16 protein-coding genes are annotated in these 17,801 nt (G+C 69.1%); 3 read left to right on the plus strand and 13 right to left on the minus strand.

Annotated features, from left to right (window positions below; all coding sequences use genetic code 11):
* Positions 1 to 83: 83 nt before the first annotated feature.
* Together AOZ49_RS02015 and AOZ49_RS02020 are read right to left on the minus strand one after the other, a co-directional pair.
* On the minus strand, positions 84 to 1,031 hold the full coding sequence (locus AOZ49_RS02015) for an OmpA family protein (protein WP_369815763.1): 948 nt from the start codon (positions 1,029 to 1,031) through the stop codon (positions 84 to 86).
* Between the two features lie 168 nt (positions 1,032 to 1,199).
* Positions 1,200 to 1,973, minus strand: coding sequence for a DODA-type extradiol aromatic ring-opening family dioxygenase (locus AOZ49_RS02020; protein ID WP_082380276.1), 774 nt, complete (start codon positions 1,971 to 1,973; stop codon positions 1,200 to 1,202).
* Between the two features lie 235 nt (positions 1,974 to 2,208).
* Between AOZ49_RS02020 and AOZ49_RS02025 the strand changes: the two genes are divergently transcribed.
* The 3 genes from AOZ49_RS02025 to efp all read left to right on the plus strand — a co-directional run bounded on the left by AOZ49_RS02025 (position 2,209) and on the right by efp (position 5,311).
* Positions 2,209 to 3,411, plus strand: a complete 1,203-nt coding sequence (locus AOZ49_RS02025; RefSeq protein ID WP_054431914.1) for a DUF2863 family protein — start codon at positions 2,209 to 2,211, stop codon at positions 3,409 to 3,411.
* Positions 3,412 to 3,419: 8 nt separating this feature from the next.
* Positions 3,420 to 4,532, plus strand: a complete 1,113-nt coding sequence (gene earP, locus AOZ49_RS02030; protein WP_054431915.1) for an elongation factor P maturation arginine rhamnosyltransferase EarP — start codon at positions 3,420 to 3,422, stop codon at positions 4,530 to 4,532.
* A 218-nt stretch (positions 4,533 to 4,750) separates the two neighbouring features.
* Positions 4,751 to 5,311, plus strand: a complete 561-nt coding sequence (gene efp, locus AOZ49_RS02035) for an elongation factor P (RefSeq protein WP_006225610.1) — start codon at positions 4,751 to 4,753, stop codon at positions 5,309 to 5,311.
* A 67-nt stretch (positions 5,312 to 5,378) separates the two neighbouring features.
* Here the strand turns inward: efp and AOZ49_RS02040 are convergent, their stop codons facing one another.
* The 11 genes from AOZ49_RS02040 to AOZ49_RS02090 form a co-directional block, all read right to left on the minus strand.
* Positions 5,379 to 5,837, minus strand: coding sequence for a DUF1178 family protein (locus AOZ49_RS02040; protein WP_054474181.1), 459 nt, complete (start codon positions 5,835 to 5,837; stop codon positions 5,379 to 5,381).
* Positions 5,838 to 5,930: 93 nt separating this feature from the next.
* Positions 5,931 to 6,635, minus strand: a complete 705-nt coding sequence (locus AOZ49_RS02045) for a DUF2968 domain-containing protein (protein ID WP_054431917.1) — start codon at positions 6,633 to 6,635, stop codon at positions 5,931 to 5,933.
* A gap of 115 nt (positions 6,636 to 6,750) precedes the next feature.
* Positions 6,751 to 8,157, minus strand: a complete 1,407-nt coding sequence (locus AOZ49_RS02050; RefSeq protein WP_054431918.1) for a sigma 54-interacting transcriptional regulator — start codon at positions 8,155 to 8,157, stop codon at positions 6,751 to 6,753.
* Positions 8,158 to 8,206: 49 nt separating this feature from the next.
* Positions 8,207 to 10,318 carry a pilus assembly protein TadG-related protein gene (locus AOZ49_RS02055; protein ID WP_054474182.1) on the minus strand — a complete coding sequence of 704 codons (2,112 nt, stop codon included), beginning with the start codon at positions 10,316 to 10,318 and terminating at the stop codon, positions 8,207 to 8,209.
* 32 nt (positions 10,319 to 10,350) lie between these two features.
* A complete protein-coding gene (locus AOZ49_RS02060) occupies positions 10,351 to 10,800 on the minus strand; it encodes a DUF3613 domain-containing protein (protein ID WP_054474183.1) in 450 nt (149 codons plus the stop codon).
* A 14-nt stretch (positions 10,801 to 10,814) separates the two neighbouring features.
* Positions 10,815 to 11,687 carry a hypothetical protein gene (locus AOZ49_RS02065; protein WP_082380278.1) on the minus strand — a complete coding sequence of 291 codons (873 nt, stop codon included), beginning with the start codon at positions 11,685 to 11,687 and terminating at the stop codon, positions 10,815 to 10,817.
* Between the two features lie 11 nt (positions 11,688 to 11,698).
* Positions 11,699 to 12,697, minus strand: a complete 999-nt coding sequence (locus AOZ49_RS02070; RefSeq protein WP_054431922.1) for a type II secretion system F family protein — start codon at positions 12,695 to 12,697, stop codon at positions 11,699 to 11,701.
* Positions 12,698 to 12,708: 11 nt separating this feature from the next.
* Positions 12,709 to 13,638 carry a type II secretion system F family protein gene (locus tag AOZ49_RS02075; RefSeq protein ID WP_054431923.1) on the minus strand — a complete coding sequence of 310 codons (930 nt, stop codon included), beginning with the start codon at positions 13,636 to 13,638 and terminating at the stop codon, positions 12,709 to 12,711.
* On the minus strand, positions 13,638 to 14,993 hold the full coding sequence (locus AOZ49_RS02080) for a CpaF family protein (protein ID WP_054474184.1): 1,356 nt from the start codon (positions 14,991 to 14,993) through the stop codon (positions 13,638 to 13,640). The genes AOZ49_RS02075 and AOZ49_RS02080 overlap by 1 nt, the downstream gene beginning before the upstream one ends.
* A 21-nt stretch (positions 14,994 to 15,014) precedes the next feature.
* On the minus strand, positions 15,015 to 16,355 hold the full coding sequence (locus tag AOZ49_RS02085) for a MinD/ParA family protein (protein WP_054474185.1): 1,341 nt from the start codon (positions 16,353 to 16,355) through the stop codon (positions 15,015 to 15,017).
* The gene (locus AOZ49_RS02090) at positions 16,352 to 17,734 is read right to left on the minus strand and encodes a type II and III secretion system protein family protein (RefSeq protein ID WP_156355561.1); all 1,383 of its coding nucleotides are present in this window, start codon (positions 17,732 to 17,734) and stop codon (positions 16,352 to 16,354) included. The genes AOZ49_RS02085 and AOZ49_RS02090 overlap by 4 nt, the downstream gene beginning before the upstream one ends.
* Positions 17,735 to 17,801 lie beyond the last annotated feature (67 nt).

Raw genomic sequence — 17,801 nt, forward strand, 5'->3', positions numbered from 1 at the left:
CCTCGGGGGGCAGCAAGCCGAAGGCGCGGCGTGGGGGCCCTTTTCATCGCCGAGCCGCCTCAAGATTAGGCAGGCTCACCGCGTCATTGGGCGACCAGTTCGACCCGGCGGTTCTTGGCGCGGCCGGCCTCGGCGTCGTTGGCCGCCACCGGCGCCAGCGACGCCACGCCCCGCGCCGACAGGCGCGCGGCCGGGATCTTGTAGCCCGCTTCCAGCGCCTTGACCACGGCGTCGGCGCGCTTTTGCGACAGGTCCAGGTTGCCGGCAAGCGTGCCCTGGTTGTCGGTGTGGCCGACCACGTAGACCTTCAGCTTCGGGTTGGCGTTGAGCAGCTTGCCCATCTCGTCGAGCGCGGCCTTCGATTCGGGCTTGACCTCGGCCTTGTCCGTATCGAAGTAGACGCCGTAGACCGCGACGCGGCCCGATTCGGCCAGCGATTTCTGCATGGCGGCCATGTCCAGCACCTTGACCTGCCCGGTCTGCATGGGCTTGGTCTCGATCACCTGCTGGAACACCGGCGTGATGTTGTTGGAGTTGTCGTCCATCACATCCAGGAACACATAGATGTCGCCCGTGGGCGCCTCTTTCTTCGCCAGCACCGCGTAGTACTTGCCGCCGAAGGCCGCGTCGCCCTGCCCCGGCTGGCTGACCTTGCCGCTGTTCAGGACGAACGACTGGAAGTCGCCGCCGCACTGCTCGTCGCCCTTGCATTCGAACAGGGTCTTGAAGCCGCCGGCCTGCAGCGCGCCCTGGTAATTGCGATAGACCTCCAGCGCCGACTTCTTGCCGTCGATGCGATAGGCGATGCGCGTCAGCTTGCCTTCCAGCGTCAGGCCCTTGGCCTCGTCTTCCCGCGTGATCGGCCGGTCGGGCATCAGCGCCTCGTCATAGTCCTTGTGCTCGTAGGCCCGGATCTCGGCGCCCGTGAAACGGGTCAGGGCCGGGTGGTCGCGGGATCCCTTGACGTCCTCGGCCCAGGCGGACGATGCCGCCAGCGTCGCGGCGACGAGGGCCAGACACGCGGATTTCACGATATGCGCTTTCACGATCTCTACACTCCCGGCCGGCAGGCGCCGGCATACGTCCATCACAAGGAAACGCCCGCGATGCGGGCGGCAGCCATTATGCATAGGCGCTCCGGCGTTTGGAACCGCATGGGGTAACCAAACGTTGGCGGCGGTGAGCAGCGTCAACAGGCGTCAGTTGAACGCATACGCATCCATCGCCAGTGCGCCGTACGAGACCTCATCGTTCAGCCGCGTGGCCTGCTCGCCGCCCGCGCCCAGCGCCACGTACAGCGGCATCAGGTGGTCGTCGTGCGGATGGGCCTGGCGGGCGCCCGGCGCCCGGGCCTGCCAGTCCAGCAGCGCCGGCACGTCGTGCGCGGCCAGATGGCGCGCATACCAGTCCTGGAACGCCGGCACGTAGGGCGTGGCCGGCGCGTTCTGCGGCATGCGCACGTCGCGCAGGTTGTGCGTCAGCGATCCCGAGCCGATGATCAGGACGTCCTCGTCGCGCAGCGGCGCCAGCGCGCGGCCCAGTTCGAGCTGGCCGGCGGCATCGCGGCCCATGTCCAGCGACAGCTGCACCACGGGCACGTCGACCTCGGGGTACAGGTAGCGCAGCGGCACCCAGGCGCCATGGTCCAGCGGCCGGCGCGGATCGCGGTCGGCGGCAATGCCGGCCTCGGCCAGCAGGGCCTGCGTGCGCGCCGCCAGTTCCGGCGAACCGGGCGCGGCGTATTGCAGCGTGTAGAGCTCGGGCGGGAAGCCGCCGAAGTCATGCCACGCGACCTGCTGGTCGCGGGTGGACAGGGCCAGGCCATGGCCCATCCAGTGCGGCGAGACCAACAGAATGGCGCGCGGCTTGCGGCCCTGGGCCTGGCTCCAGGCGGCCAGGGCCGGGCCCGTCAGGCCGGGTTCGACGGCCAGCATGGGAGAACCGTGGGAAACGAAAAGCGTAGGCCAGCGCATGGCGATGCCTCCAGAGAACAAGTTTGATGGAGCCATTTTCGGCCGTTTCGAATCTGCAATAAACCCCTTCAAAAGGGATGATCTGTTGCCAGATGAGCACCAATCCCGTAGCGGACGGACGGCCGGCGCGCGCGCTGGCGGGACGCCGGGCGGCGCGGCGGCGCACGTCGCCGCCCATGACCGCGGCGGGCGTTAAACTACGTCGTTACACACTTACTGGACGTCCTCCGAAGTTATGGCCCGATCCCGCAGCCAATCCGCTCCCCGCTTGACCCGCGACGCCACCCGCCTGATCACGCTTGCCCAGTCGCTCAACCGCTCGGGCAGCCGCGTCGAAGACGTGTACTGGGAGAATCAGCTTGGCGAAGCGATTCCGAAGCTGCTCAAGGCAGGCCAGGATGCCCCGCTGGAAGCCGCGCTGGACCATCTCGCCCAGGGCGACGTGGGCGCCTACGAAGTCCTGATCGAACAGGCCGAAACGCTGTCCGAATCGATGAAGATCGAAAAGAACGGCGTGCGCTACGACATCCTGCTGATCGTCGCGCCCATCGTGGCCTGGACCCGCTACGCCATCCCGACCGGCCCCGTGCCGGCCAGCGCCCAGCAGGCCCTGCTGGCGCAACTGCATGGCCACGTGCTGTCGAGCCAGGCCCGCAGCGCGCTGATGCCGATGCTGGTGAGCGTGGACCAGATGCCGCGCACCTTCTCCGAAACCTGGCAATGGCTGCAGCGCCTGGGCTCGCAGGCGCTCGGCGCCGAGACCACCAAGCCGGCGCTGAACGCCGAGGTCGAGACCGCCAACATGCTGGCCGACACGCGCTACATCGTGGCGGCCGTGGCGGTGCCCGAATTCGCGCCCGTGTTCCGCTGGCAGGAGCAGATCGGCGACGCCGAGGCCAGCCGCGACGCCTGCCTGGCGCAATGGGCCGCGCAGGCCCAGCCGACGCTGGCCGGCCTGCTGCCGGGCTGCGGTTTCGAGGCCCTGCTGCCTGACGCCTATTACGTCAGCAACCGCGAGGCCGACCGCCGCGTGCGGCCGCTGTCGCTGCGCGCCGCCATCAGCTGGCTCGAAGGCGCGGTCAACCTCGAGGCCTCCCAATTGCGCGCCGTGGTGGCGGGCTGCGGCGAAAGCCGGGTCGACGAATACCGCGTCAGCTTCACCGCGCGCAACAGCAACGACGTCTACTACGGCTGCGTCTGGCCGCTGTATGGCCGCGAGGAAGACCTGCCGGCCGACGAAGGCCAGCCCGACGTGGTCGACGAGATCGCGGCGCTGCTCAAGGAATACGGCGTGAGCGACGTGCGCCGCATTCCCGGCGTGCTGCCCCCGGAATACTGCGAGGACTGCGGCGCGCCCTACTTCCCCAATCCCCTGGGCGAACTGGTGCACGCCGAATTGCCCGAAGACGCCGAGGCAGCGCCCGCCAAGTTCCACTGAGCGCGTCGATGCAAGCAGACATCTTCTGCCGCGTGGTCGACAACTACGGCGACATCGGCGTCTGCTGGCGCCTGGCGCGCCGGCTGGCGCACGGCCGCGGCTGGGACGTGCGCCTGTGGGTGGACGACTTGGCCAGCTTCGCGCGCATCCAGCCCGGCATCGATGCCAACGCCGCGCGCCAGGCGTTCCAGGACATCGATATCGTGCGCTGGACCGACACGCCGGATGCGGCGCTGGCGGCCCGCGACGTGGTGATCGAGGCCTTCGCCTGCGATCCGCCCGAGGCGTTCCTGGACAGCATGCGCCAGCGCCATCCAGCCTGGATCAACCTGGAATACCTGAGCGCCGAGGCCTGGGTGGAAAGCTGCCACGGCCTGCCGTCGCAGCGGCCCGACGGGCTGGTGAAGCACTTTTTCTTTCCCGGCTTCACGCCCGCCACCGGCGGCCTGCTGCGCGAACCGGGCCTGACGGCCGAGCGCGACGCCTTCCAGGCCGATCCCGAGGCCCAGGCGGCGTTCCTGCGGGGACTGGGCGTGGCCGAGCCCCTGCTGTCGCAACGGCGCCACGGCGCCCGCACCGTGTCCCTGTTTTGCTATCCCAGCGCCCCGGTCGACGGCCTGGCGCAAGCCCTGGCGGCCGATACCCGCCCCGCCCTGCTGCTGGCGCCGGAAGGCGTCGCTCCCGGGCTGGAAGCGGCCTGCGCGCGGCCCGGCGGTCCGGCGGTGGCGCGCCTGCCGTTCGTGGCGCAACCCGATTTCGACCGCGTGCTGTGGTGCGCCGACCTGAACCTGGTGCGCGGCGAGGATTCCTTCGTGCGCGCGGCCTGGGCGGCCCGTCCGCTGGTCTGGCAGATCTACCCCCAGGAAGAGAACGTGCACCTGGAGAAGCTGGACGCCTGGCTGGCGCGCTATCCGGCCCCGGAAACCGCGGCCGCCGCCATCCGCGCCTGGAACCTGCCCGACGCCGGCGCGGCGGCGGATGCGATCGGCGCCGCCCTGGCGCCGGCCGCCTGGCAGGCCTGGACGCAAGCCGCGCGCGAATGGGACGCGGCGCAGGCCGCGCGCCCCGACCTGGCGGAAAATCTGGCCGATTTTTGCGCAGAGTTGGTCAAGAAACGCTAGAATAGAGAGTTTTCTGAGTCGCGCGGGTTTTTCGGCGCCTCAACTATGACGCCTCCCGGGGTGTGCATGAAAGTCGAGCGAGCGGGCCTTTTCGGGCCCGCGGGCTTGAGATGGCGTTGAGATCGAGATGGCGGGCCTGGCCCGTTGCCTGGCGCCCTCACCCGCTGCGGCTTTCTGCAAGCACGGCGAGTGCACCCTTTCCCCCCGGAGTTTTATCGATGAAAACCGCTCAGGAATTGCGAGTCGGCAACGTGGTCATGGTCGGCAAGGATCCCCTCGTGGTCCAGAAGGCCGAATACAACAAGTCCGGCCGTAACGCCGCCGTCGTCAAGCTGAAGTTCAAGAACCTCTTGACCGCCTCGGCCAGCGAATCGGTCTACAAGGCCGACGAAAAGTTCGAAGTCGTCCAGCTGGATCGCAAGGAGTGCACGTACTCCTACTTCGGCGACCCCATGTACGTCTTCATGGACGAAGAGTACAACCAGTACGAAATCGAAGCCGAAAGCATGGGCGACGCCCTGAACTACCTGGAAGAAGCGATGCCCGTGGAAGTGGTCTTCTACGACGGCCGCGCCATCTCGGTGGAACTGCCCACGACGCTCGTGCGCGAAATCACCTACACCGAACCGGCCGTCCGTGGCGACACGTCGGGCAAGGTGACCAAGCCCGCCAAGATCAACACCGGCTACGAACTGAACGTGCCGCTGTTCTGCGCCATCGGCGACAAGATCGAAATCGACACGCGTACCAACGAATACCGCAGCCGCGTCAACAACTGATCCGGCAGCAGGTACGAAAAAGCGCCAGCCCTTCGGGGTCTGGCGCTTTTTTTTTTGGCGAACGCGGCTACTGCAGGCGCTCGTCGTCGAGGAAATCAGGCACGGCCATGACGTCGATGCCGTCCTCGGCCAGGGCCTCGCGCTCTTCGCGCGTGGCGGTGCCGCGGATGGGCCGCTCGTCGGCGTCGCCCTCGTGGATGCGGCGCGCCTCCTCGGCGAAGCGCGTGCCGACGTTTTCGGTGTTGCGCAGCAAGGCCCGCACCTGGCGCATGACCACCGCCTGCAGGGCCGACATCTTCTCGGCATCGGTGGCGCCGGCCGACGGCGCCGGCGAGGCGGCGGGCGCGTGCAGGTGCGCCACGTTCAGGCGCGGCGCCGACAGGCGCTTGGTGATGCTGGCCGAGCCGCAGACCGGGCACGACACCAGGCCACGCGCCTGCTGCGCGTCATAGTCTTCGTGCGAACCGAACCAGCCTTCGAAGATGTGGCCGTGCTCGCACTGGAGGTCGAAAACTTTGAGAGCCATGGGAGTGATATGGGGGCTAGCGGCCAGAATACAAGAAAGCGCCGGCTCAAACAAAAAGCGGGCCCGCGGGCCCGCTTTTGCTGCGCCTGGCGCTTACTTGCCGCGCTTGGGCGCGGCCGTCGACTGGATCTGCGCCTGCTGCGCCTGCAAGGCGTCGATCTGGCGTTGCAGGTCGCGCAGTTGCTGACGCACGTCCTTCTGCTGATCGGCCAGCGCGGTGGCTTCCTGGCGCGATTGCTCCTGGCGCGCGGCGACCTGCTCTTCCTGCTGCATGCGCAGGGTGCGGTCGGCCTGCAGCGTGCTCAGTTCGGCGTTGCGACTGGCCAGCAGCTTCTCGGCGTGGGTGTATTCAGCCTGCAGCTTGATGCGCTGGATGTCCACGTCGGCCAGTTCCACCGATTGCGCGGCGAACGCGCGGTAGGTGGCTTCGGCCTGCTTGTCCGACTTGGTCTTGAGGACGCGCCAGAAGTCCTTCTGCTGGAACAGGGCCACGTAGTAGGTCAGGTCGTCCGGCTTGAACAACAGGCTGGCGCCGTAGGTGCCGTTGTAGGTGGTGCGCAGCTCGGAAACCTGGCGGTTCTGGATCAGTGCCTGCAGCTCGGCCACCGTCGAGGACGGGCGCGCGGCGGGCGCCGGCGCGGGCGGGGTGACCGGCGTGGAGGCGGCTTGCTTGTCCTCGACCTGCTGCACCGTCGGGCGCGGGGGCTCGGGTTGCGCGCTGGCGCACGCGGCCAGACCGGACAGGGCCGTACCCAACAGCGCCATGCGAGCGGCGGCACGGATAAAGTGGACGTTCATGCCTTCCCCAAAAAAATCGTTGCGGAACTATAGCAATTTATTCCGTTTGAAGCTGACGCGCGTGAATAACACGGCGCGATAGTGTCGCGCGCCAAGGGACATTCCCTATTGCGCCTCACGACGCTTCGACGATGCCGTCGGCGGTTTCGCCCTGGCCGCCGCCCAGATGCAGCTTGCGCATCTTCTCCCACAGCACCTTGCGGCTGATGCCCAGGGTATTGGCGGTGTCCTGCCGGCGCCAGCCATTGACGTCCAGCGCGGCCAGGATGCGGGCGCGCTCGGCGCGTTCGGCGTCGGTAAAAACGGGCGGTTCGCATTGGGTATTGGCGCCGGCCGCGGCCAAGGCCGGCGGCCCGCCGAGCGGCTCGGCCAACTGGTCGAAAATGCGTTCGATGCGGGCCTGGTCCCAGGCCTGGAACTGGCGCCGCACGATCGCCACGCGCTCGGCCACGTTGGACAGCTCGCGCACGTTGCCGGCGTAGCGCGCCCGCGCCACGCGCTCCAGCAGCCAGGCCGGCGGCTCGCCCTCGGCGCCCAGCCGTTCGAGCAGGGCGCGGAAGATCGCCGCCTTTTCCTCGGGCCCGCGCTGTTCCAGGTTGGGAATGCGCAGCTCGATCACGGCCAGCCGGTAATACAGGTCGGCGCGGAACTCGTCCTGGCCCACCAGCACCCGCAGGTCCTTGTTGGTCGCCGCCACCAGGCGGAAATCGACCGGCACCTCGACGGTCGACCCGAGCCGCGTCACGGCGCTCTGCTCCAGCACGCGCAGCAGCTTGACCTGCTGGTACAGCGGCAGGTCGCCGATTTCATCCAGGAACAGCGTGCCGCCGCTGGCCTGCTCGAAATAGCCCTTGTGCGCGCCCACGGCGCCGGTGAAGGCGCCCTTGGCGTGGCCGAAGAAATGCGCCTCGAACAGCCCCTCGGGGATGGCGCCGCAGTTGACCGCGACGAACGGCCCGTCCGACCACGCGGCGTGGTCGTGCAGCAGGCGCGCGATGCGCTCCTTGCCGACGCCGGTCTCGCCGTGGATCAGCACGTTGCTGCGGCAGTCGGCGAACATGTCGGCCTCGGCCAGCAGCGCCCGCATCGGCTCGGACACCGCGATCAGCGGCTGCTCGCGGCGCGGCGCGACGCGGTTGAGCTGGTCGAGCGTGCCCAGCAGCTCGAACAGCAGCTTGCGCAGGTCCGTGGTGGTGAAGGCCAGCGGCAGCGTATAGGAATATTCCGGCGGGTAATAACGCGGATCGCGGCCGCGGGCCTCGGACGCCACCCAGATGACGGGCATCGCCTGCACCGACAGCCAGTCGTAGCCGCTGAAGCGGTTGTCGCCCATGACCGAGACCGACACCAGCGCCACCGCGGGCCGCGACGGATCGCGCGGCGGCGGAAAGGCGGTGCCGGCGTCGGCGCGCACCAGCGACACGTCCATGCCGGCCAGGCAGCGCTCGGCCCGGCTGGCGATGTCGGACGTGCCCTCCCAGACGTAGACGTCGAACTCCTCGCGCGAGAATTTCTGGGTCATGGCGACCACCGGGCCGGCCGCGAAGGGGCGGAAATCAAGGGCTTCATCATCAATACACCAGGCGGGGCTTGCCGCAGTCCACCGACAGCAGCGATACATCGGTCTGGCCGACACTCAGGCCAAGCATGTCCAGCAATTGCTGCAGCAGGGTCGACAGCATGCCCAGCAGCGGCTGCAGCAGCGTCACCACGATGGACAGCACGCCGCCCACCTGGTTGCCGCCGCTCAGCGCCAGCGACGAGACCGCGTTGACGCGGCACTGGCGGATCGCATCCGGCGTGATCGCCAACAGGCAGGTCACGTCGCTCAGCGGCGCCAGCAGCAACGAATTGAGGAGGTTGCCGACCAGCTGCAGCGTGCCGCCCAGCACCCCGGTCAGGCCGCCGGTGGACATGCGCTGGCCGAGCTGGTTGAGCGCGGTCGAGGACCACTGCATGTCGTTGACCACCTGCGAAATCGATTTACCCGGGTTGCTGCCGCCGCCGCCCACCAGGGTGGTGGCCAGCGACAGGCGCTGGTCCGGCGTCAGCGGCGTGCCGGTGCCGACCAGGTCGCCCAGGATGCCGCCGACCACGGCGTCGGCCAGGTTCGAGGCCAGCGCGCCCAGGTTGATCGAGGTGGCGTTGACGGTGGCGGTGGAGTTGGGCGACGGCGGCTCGGTCAGCGTCACCGAGACCGGCGCGGTCGAGTTGAAGATCGGCAGCGTGACCTTGCTGGTCAGCGGCAGGATGCCGAGCACGTTCAGGATCTGGTAGCGCTGGATCGCCGCGAACGAACTGGGCTGGCAGCTGTTGGTGATGGACAGGAAATTGGCCTGCACGTTGTCCACCGCCGACGACATGCCGGGGAAGCGTCCCAGGCAGATGTTGGCCACCGACGAGGTCACGTCGATGGTGGCCTGCGACTCGGTCAGCGGCGCCTGGCACAGCTTGGACACGGTGCCGGTCGATTGCGCCACGTCGATGATGACCGGCAGGTCGATCTTGGTGCCCAGCGTGTTGGCCAGCAGCGGGCCCACCAGCGGGATGTTGCTGGTGTTGGCGCGCAGGTAGACGCGGATGCCGGCGCTGGTGGCCTGCGTGCCCGCCCCGCCCACGCCGATGGTGGGCGGTTCGACGATGCGCACCTGCGACTGCACGCCAAGCAGCGGCACGTTCAGGCCCAGGTTGACCAGGTTCTGGCCGTTGGCGATGACCAGCGCGGTCTCCAGCACATTGAGCGCGTTGATATTGGCCTGCAGCGCCGAGTTGATGTCGCCGCCGACCACGTTCAGGTCGAGGATGCCGCCGTCGCCGAACAGCTTGACCGGCAGGTTCACCGGCATCACGTTCAGCACCACGTTGATGGCGTTGGACAGCAGCCCGAGGCTGGCGCCGGCGGTGTTGCCGGCCTTGTTCATCACGGTCAGCGTGGCCTGCAGCAGCTGGCCCAGCGTCAGGTTGTTGAGCGCGGCCAGTTGTGACGGCGTGCCCACGCCGGTGGCCACCGACACCGGCAGGCCCAGCGCCTCCAGCAGGCCCGACGGCGTGATGTTGACGGTGGCCAGGCCGGCCGCGTCGAGGATGTCGAGCTGGGCCGGCGTGGCGCCCACGGTGGACAGAAGCTGCGACAGCAGGCCGCCCTTCTGCAGGCGCAGCAGGCGCGAGCCGACGGTGAACACCGCCACCGGCTGGGTGCTGGTGGCCACCGAGATCACCTGGACCTGGGTGCCGCCCGCCGTGCCGCCGGAGAAGCTGGGAATCAGGCTGGCGAGGGTCTTGTTGATGGTGATGCGCAACGCGTTCGGCACCTGGCCGCTGGCGGGGTCGAACACGTACATGCCGCTGGCGTCGGCGCGGGTGGTGTCCCACACCTTGCATTCAACCGTGACGTCGGCCGCGGAGAAGCTGTCGAAGATGTTGGGCACGTTGGCCAGCACCGCGGCCTGCCCCGCCGCCTGCGCCCGGGTGCAGTCCGCGGGCGCGCCCATGCCCAGCACCTGCACCGCCGACAGCGCCGCCAGGTCCGAGGCCTTCTGCATCTCCCGCTTCATGTAGTAGGCATAGCCCAGCTGGGCCACGCCCAGCAGCACCAGGCCGACGATGACCACGAAAACGATGGCCACCGTCATGCTGCCGCGCTGCCGCGGCAGGAACGCAGAACGAAGATGAGTGGCTGGCATGATCGCGGCTCCCTGACTCGGTGAGACGGGTCCTAATTGGTGTTGTTGGTCTGCACCCGCTTGGTGAACCACTCCGGAATCGGCCGGGTGAAGCTGTCGACGTAGCGGTTCCAGGCGGCGGTGGACGCCGCGCCCAGCACCGGCAGCGCGGCGCCGGCGCGGCGGCCGTCGGCCTGCGCGGCCAGCAGGCCGCGGGTGATGTCGCCAAAGGCTTCCGGCGCCTCGGCCGCCGGTTGCGGCGCGGGCTGCGCGGCCGCCTGCGGCATCGGGGTCTGGACCTGCTGCACCACCGGCCGCGCCGGCATCTGCGCCGCGGGCGCGGCCGCCGGGGCCACCGGCGCCACCGGCGAGGCCTGGGCCACGCCGCCACCCATGGCGCCGCCGGTCAGCGGCGCGTTCGATTGCGCCTGGCTGGTCCAGGGCATGGCCGCCGCCACCAGCAGCGCCAGGGAGAACGGAACAAAGCGTACGGTTCGAGACATGTTGGGATTCCTGGTTAGCGCATGATCGGGCCGTTGCCCAGCCGGTCCATGAGCGGGCTCATGACCGGCATGACGATGCCTTCGCCGCGAGACACCCGGGTCGCCGGGGTGTCGGCCGCGGCGGCCGGCGCCACGCCGCGCGGCGCGGCGGTCTGGCTGCGGATTTCGGAGGCCAGGCGCAGGACCTGGCCGCGCGCCTCGTCGCCGAGCTTGGCGCGGTCCATCACGTTCTGGGCCCGCACCGGCTCGCCCTCGACCAGCAGCAGCAAGGCCAGGTTGGCCAGCACCTTGCCGCTCTCGGGCGCCAGCTCGGCGGCCTGGCCCAGCGGCACGCGGGCGCCGGCCGGATCGCCGGCCCGCAGCCGCGCGTAGCCCAGGTCGCCCAGGATGCGCGGATCCATCGGCGCCAGCTTGGCGGCGCGCGCGAAATCATCGGCGGCCTGTTCGAACTGGCCGCGCGAACCGGCGATCAGGCCCAGCCCGTGCCAGCCGTCGGCCGCCTGCGCGGTGCCGATCAGGGCGCGGTAGGCCTGTTCGCTCGAGGCCGTCTGGCCGGTCTGGCGCAGCGCCTCGGCGCGCAGCACCGCAATGCGTTGATCGTTGCCGAACTTCTGCTGGAACGCCTCGATATAGGCCAGCGAAGCGAAATAGCGTTCCTGGCGCTGCGACTCGGCGATCATCGACAGCATCATCTCCGGCTCGGCCGGCTTGCGGCGGTTCTCCGCCTCGTCCTCGCGCTGGCGCGCCAGCGCCTGTTCCTGCTGTTGTTGCTGGATCAACTGCCAGGCGGTCTCGGCGTTGTTGCTCTGGCAACCCGCCAACGTCCCGGCGCCGGCAACCGCCGCCGCCACCAGGGTCCAACGCCATGCGCGCCGCGCGCTTTCCATACCGCCCGCCATTACATCCCCCCCATGCGCGACAAACCGCGCAATACCGCCACAAACCCCGCCCCGCCGGTCACGATCAACAGCGCCGGCAGCAGGGTCACGATCATCACCGCCGTCATCTTCACGGTGGTCTTGCCCACTTTTTCCTTCAATTCCAGGCGCCGCTTCTCGCGCAGGCGCTCGCCGAACCGGTTCAGCGGTTCCTGCACCGCGCCGCCGTGCTGATCGACCTGGGCGATCAGGCGGCAGATGGCGGACAGGTCGTCGTTGTCGAAGCCCGCCGCCAGCCGCGCCAGCGACTGCTCGCGGGTGCGGCCGCGCACATACAGTTCGGACGCCAGCCGCAGCTCGTACGCCAGCACCGGCAGCACCTGGTCGAATTCCTTGGTCAACACCTGCAGGCTCTGGTCGATAGACAGGCCCACGCCCTGCAGCAGCCGCAGCAGGTCGATCAGCAGCGGCAGTTCGTTGGCGGCCTGCTTGCGGCGGCGCGACAGGCGCCGGCGCACGAACCACTTGGGCAACATGTAGCCAATGGCGAAGCCGAAGAAGGCCGCCACGAACAGGCCCAGCGACGAGCCGCCGACGTTGCGCCCCAGGTCCAGCGCCACGGCCGCCGCCGGCAGCAGCAGCGCCAGCGCGAAGCGCGCGACGATGAAGCGCAGCCGCGCCGTGGCCGGGTTTTCGTAGCCCGCCATGTCCACCAGCTTGCGGTCCTCGCCCGCCAGCAGCGCTTCGGCGAAGCGGCCTTCGCTCAGGCGCTTGCCGAACGAGTCGGCCGCGCGCGTGGCCGCGGCCAGCCTGCCCTGCGCGCCCTCGGCGGCGGGCGCGGCGGCGGCCTTGACGCGGCCCTCGCGCGTCGCCAGCGCCTGCTCCACCACCTGCCGGCTGCGGTCCTGCCCGCGCAGGCGCCGCGTCATGCTCAGGCCCAGGATCAGCATGGCGGCCGCCACCAGCATCAGCGCCACCGCCAACACCGTCGAGACATTCCAGGATTCGATCGCTTGCATCCGCGTCGTCCTCAGATGGCCTTGGCCATGCGATACAGGATGTAGGAGCCGCCCAGTTGCAGGCCGACCGCCGTCATCAGCATCTTGAAGCCCAGCGGGTCCACCCACAGGCCCATGAACAGGTCGTTGTTGGCCACCATGATGAAGCCGGCAATGCCCAGCGGCAGCAGCGCCAGGATCCAGGCCGACAGGCGGATTTCCGCCGAGCTGGCCGACAGTTCGGCGCGCGCCTGGCCGATGTCGCGCATGAACGCGGCCATGCGTTCGAGCACCTGGTCGCTGCGGCCGCCGAAACGCAGGGCCACCGACACCACCGCCGCCACCATGTAGAGTTCCTTCATGTCGTACTGGCGCGAAACCTGCACCAGCGCCGCGTCCAGTTCCTTGGCCGAGCGGCTCAGGGCGGCGGCGGTCTCGACCACCTCGCGCAGCGGCTCGTCGGTGGTGGCCGCGGCGGTCTGGAAGGCCGACGCCATGCTGTTGCCGATGGTGACCAGGCGCACGATGTTGTCCAGGAACGCCGGCAGTTGCGACACCCGGCGGCGCTGGCGCCGGTCGGCGCGCAGCCACAGCAGGAAATAGGCGAACACGGTCAGCAGCACCAGCGCCACCAGGGCCGACAGCCAGCCCAGGAAGGCCCAGGCCAGCAGCGCGCCCGCCACGATGGGCAGGATCAGCTTGGCGTAGAAGCCCGGGCTCTGGCGCACGCCGCCCTGCAGCAGCAGCATGTCCCAGCGCGAGAAACCGCTGCGCAAGGCGCGGGCGCCGTGAGCGAACGGCATCTTGCCGCTGACCGGCGCGCCGCGGCCGCGCCGCAGCTGATCTTCGAGGAAAGCGGAACTGGCGGCGCGCCGCTGGCCGCTGTTGGCGTGACGCCACAGCAGCACCGCCGCCAAGGCCAGCACCAGCGCCAGACCCGCGAACACCCCGGCTTGCAGCATCAGCGCCTCCTGCTCCAGAAGCCGCCGCCGTCGGACTCGGGCGGCGCATTGTCGGCCGGCCGCTGCTCGTTGCGCATCTTGGCCAGCTTGGGGGTGTGCGGATGGATGCCGAGCCAGTTCCAGCGGTCCTTTTCCTCGCCCTCGGGCGTGGCGAAGGTTTCGTGCCGGTACAGCTCCTGGGTCGAGATCACGTTGTCGCCCATGCCGGTGACCTCGGTCACCGACAGCGCGCGCCGCTTGCCGTTGGACAGGCGGCCGATCTGCACGATGAAGTCGAGCGCGCTGGCGATCTGGCGCCGCAGGCTGTCTTCACTGCCCTGGAAGCCGGCGAAACCCGCCAGCATCTCGATCCGGTACAGGCACTCGCGCGGCGAGTTGGCGTGGATCGTGGCCATCGAGCCTTCGTGGCCGGTGTTCATGGCCTGCAGCATGTCCATGACCTCGGCGCCGCGCACTTCGCCCACCACCACGCGGTCCGGGCGCATGCGCAGGCTGTTGCGGATCAGTTCGCGGATGCTGACGGCGCCGCTGCCGTCGAAGCCGCCCTGGCGCGACTCCAGCCGCACCACGTGCGGGTGGTTGAGCGACAGTTCGGCGGTGTCTTCCACCGTCACCACGCGCTCGGTGTCGGAGATGAAGAAGGCCAGCGCGTTCAGCAGCGAGGTCTTGCCCGAGCTGGTGCCGCCGGACACCAGGATGTTGCAGCGGTTCTTCACCGCCTCGTGCAGCAGCCGGTAGATCTCCTCGTCGAAGGTGCCCAGCGTCAGCAGGTCGGCCGGCTTGAGCGGATCCTGGCGGAATTTCCGGATCGAGACCATCGGGCCGTCCACGGCCAGCGGTTCGATCACCACGTTCAGGCGGCCGCCGTCGGGCAGCCGCGCATCGACCATCGGGCTGGACTCGTCCAGCCGGCGGCCGATCGGCGCCAGGATGCGGCGCACGATGCGCAGCACGTGCTGGTTGTCGGTGAAGCGCAGCGTCTCGCGCGCCAGCACGCCGCGGCGCGACACGAACACGTTGTCGTAGCCGTTGATCAGGATGTCCTCGACCGCGGGGTCGGCCAGCAGGTCTTCCAGCGGCCCCAGGCCGGCCAGTTCCTTGGTCAGGGCCTCGGCGATCTGGCGCATCTCGCCTTCGTTGATCGGCACCCGCCGCAAACGCACGAAACTGGCCACCTCGATGTCGACGAACTCCTGGATCGCCGAACGCGCCCAGCGACCGAACTCCGCGCCCAGTTCCTCGATGCGGGAAAGCAGGTGCTCGTAGGCCGCCGTCTTCACTTCCTGGAAACGATTGGACGAGGCGAATCCCTTATCGCCATCGCCGCCGAATTCTATGGTCGCTGTCATGATCATGTGGGGTTCCGCCGCCGTCCGTTACTCGACCACCATGCGGCGGTGCACGCCGGGCAGCCAGGTGGCCAGCCAGCTCGCCCGGCCGCCCGGGGTGTTCTCTTCCGCGCTCAGCTTCTCGGCCAACGCCTGCACCGCGCGCACGTAGACGTCGCGCTCGGCCTCCTCGTGCAGCAGATGGCCCTGGTTGGTGCACACCATCAGCGCCAGCGTGCGGTCCGGCAGCGTGCCGATCAGCTCCAGCTGGAAGCGCTCGGCGATCTGCTGCGCCGTCATGCCGTAGCGCTCGTCGTAGCGGTTGACGACCAGGCCCAGGCTGCGGCGGTCCACGTGCAGCTGCTCCAGCTCCTGCAGCAGGCCGGCCAGCGACACCAGCGCGCCCACGCTCTGGTCGGTGACGATCCAGTTCTGTTCCGAGGCGCGCGCCAGGCCCGCCACGAATTCGGGATTGGAGAAACCGCCCGAATCGGCCACCACCACGCCGAAGTGCTGGCGCATGCGTTCGAACACCAGCAGCGAATCGGATTGCGAGACATCGCGCATCTGGCCCAGGTCGCGCGGCAGCGCCAGCACGCTCAGGCCGTTGGCGGTGTGCGACATGGCCGAGCTGAGCAGGGTCGAGTCCAGCCGCCGCAGATTGCGCGCCGCCTCGGCGAAATCGAAATCGCCGCCGATGTTCAGGTACAGCTGGCAATCGCCCACCGGCCAGCCCAGGTCCATCAACGCCACCCGGCTGCCCAGGGGCAGCTGGCTGCCGTTGTCGGCGGCCGGCTTGGCGCCCTTGGCGCCGGCGGCCGCGGCGCGCGAGCCATGCTGCTGCTTGAGACGGTCCTGCACCATGCCGGCCAGGTGCACGGCCAGCGTGCTGGTGCCCACGCCCGGCCGCGCGCCCAGCAACAGCACGCTGCGGCGCGAGCCGTCCATGCGGCCGCCGCCCGCCGGCAGGTCCAGCAGCCGCTGCACCACGTCCTTGACTTCCTGCGGCGCCACGGTCGGGTCGACGAAATCGCTGACGCCGGCGCGCAATGCGGCGATGGCGCCTTCCGGCTGGCTCAGCAGCCCGACGGCGACGCTCGGAATCGCCGGCGCGATGCGCGCCAGCAGGCGCGCCAGCTCGGCCGACTTGAACAGCTTGCCAGGCTCGTCCTCGCTCAGGGTGAAGTCCAGGAACACCACCTGCGGCTCGATTTCGGCCAGACGCCGCCCCAGTTCCTCGACGCCCGGAACTTCCTGGGTCAGCATGCCCATGTCACCGAACGCCTGCCCGAGCTGCGCGGCCACGCCGTCACCCTTGGAACAAAATAAAAACCGGTTGCTGTTCTGCAAGCCAACCCACTCCCTGGCATGTGTCTTCATATCGCTCACCGTGAAAAACCCGGCATTTGCTGCCCACCTGCGGGACCCATCAGGCAATAGCCCCAAGCGTTGAACGCGGTGTCCGCCGCCTCTTGCTTGGCCCCCGGCAGCGGCAAGGTCACGCCGCGTGCAATGGGCCGCACCAGGCGCGGCGTCACCACGATCACCAGCTCGGTATCCTCCTGGGTGTAATCGACACTACGGAAAAACGAACCGATGATGGGCAGGTCGCCCAGCATCGGCACTTTGTTGACCAGCGCCTTGGTCTGGCGCGACACCAGCCCGCTGACGACGAAGCTCTCGCCGTCGCCCAGCTCGACCGTGGTGTCGGCGCGGCGCGTGCGCAGGGCGGGGATCAGCGTTGGGGCGTTGCTGCCATTGGGAATGGAAATGGCGTTGCTGTAGTCGAGTTCGCTGGCTTCGGGCGCCACTTTCAGCGCAATCCGCTCACGCGACAGCACGGTCGGCGTGACCGTCAGGCCAATGCCGAACGCCTTGAACGTTACGGTTGTCGTGCCCAGGCCGCCTGCTTCCGGGATGGGCAATTCGCCGCCGGCCAGGAAACTGGCACTTTGGCCAGTCAGGGCGACCAACGTAGGTTCCGCCAGGACGCGCGCCAAGCCATTGTTCTGCAAAAGGTTCAAGCGTGCGCTGAAATCGCTGGAGTCGTAGAACAGCGAAAAACCCGACGTCAGCGCCGCGGTCCTGCTGAAGCCCAACGGCCCCGACAGGTTGTTGGGTGCTAAGGAGTTGGTGCCGCCCCAGGGGCCGGTGCGGCCGGCGAAGCTGATGCCGGCCTGCTTCATGACCGAACGCGACACCTCGACCACCTTGACCTCGACCTGCACCACGCCGCCGGTGCCGGCGGTCGAGACGTCCACCACGTTCTTGTCGCCCACCACCGCGCCCGCCGCGGCCACCGAAGCCTGGTGCGACAGGGGCGAATCGGCCTGGCCCGACACCACCGCGCGGTCGCCGGCCACGTCGACGTTGGCGCCGCCCGCCATGCCGCGTCCGGCCATGACCTGCTGCACGTTGCCCGCCACCCGCACCGTCCACAGTTGCGGCGCCGCGTTGTTGCCGGTCCAGATCTGCAATTGCGTGGTGCCCGGCTTCTTGCCGTACAGCAGCAGCGAGGCCTGCCGCTTGCCGGAGGCCGCCAGCACCTTGACGTCGGCCACCTCGGGGTCACCGATGGCGATGCGGGCGGGCGCGCCGTCCAGCATGAGCGTCTGCTGGCCCTTCACGGCGACCGCGATGTCGCGGGCGGGCGCGCCAGCGCCCGGGTCGGACTGGATGGCGTTCTGCGCCATGCCGGCCACGCCGTAGGTCATTGCGGCTGCGGCCGACAGGACGCAGATCAGGGTGGTGCGCTGGAATCTCTTCATTGTGCTGGATCTGTTTTGACGGGTAAGGTCCAGCCGCGGGCGGCACCAGGCCACGCGCAGCCACGTT

It is taken from the genome of Achromobacter sp. 2789STDY5608615 (genome assembly GCF_001298995.1).
Lineage (GTDB): Bacteria > Pseudomonadota > Gammaproteobacteria > Burkholderiales > Burkholderiaceae_B > Achromobacter > Achromobacter insuavis.